The 613-nt window shown below is 39.0% G+C and carries 1 protein-coding gene; it reads left to right on the top strand.

Annotated features, from left to right (window positions below; translation table 11 throughout):
* A partial coding sequence (locus ACRCJ0_RS18395) for an IS3 family transposase (RefSeq protein ID WP_431391602.1) occupies positions 1-336 on the top strand: 336 nt, incomplete at its 5' end.
* Positions 337-613 lie beyond the last annotated feature (277 nt).

Genomic DNA, 613 nt, shown 5'->3' with positions numbered 1-613 from the left:
AACGTACGAAATAGTCGATATGTTCCCGCATATGACTATTTCATTAAAAATCGCAAATACATCAATCGATCATTGAGTCATAAAGGCTGTCCTTTTGATAATGCCGTAGCTGAATCAACTTATAAGTCGTTGAAAGTAGAATTTGTCTATCAATACACATTTGAAACCTTACAAGAATTGGATTTGGAGTTATTTGACTATGTCAATTGGTGGAACCACCTTCGGTTGCACGGTACACTTGGCTACGAGACACCGGTTGGTTACCGTAACCAGAAATTGGCGCAGCGAATCCTTGATAATGAGCTCGGATGTGCGAACGCTAGCGAAGCAGTCTAACTTTAACTGTTAGCTCCTGCCGAAGATCGTCACATCCGAGGAGGCTCATTGTCAAGGACAATCGGAATAGCATACGGAAAGAAGTTCTGCACCTTATAAAATTTGTCAAAAAAACTGTTGCCATTTCATTATTTAAGTTGTCATTTATTTATAGTATTGTCAGCCTCCTCGTTTACTAAGATTACTACAGCTCCCGCATTAATTTCTTTATTAAAAGAGAATAGTGGCTTTGTTTCAGTGTGTGGAACCTGTGAAGTCACTTGCTTCTTTCTTTTGA

The sequence above is a fragment of the Aerococcus sp. L_32 genome, from assembly GCF_050689315.1.
Note: the sequence above shows the minus strand (reverse complement) of the source record. Positions and strands in the feature narration are given on the sequence as shown.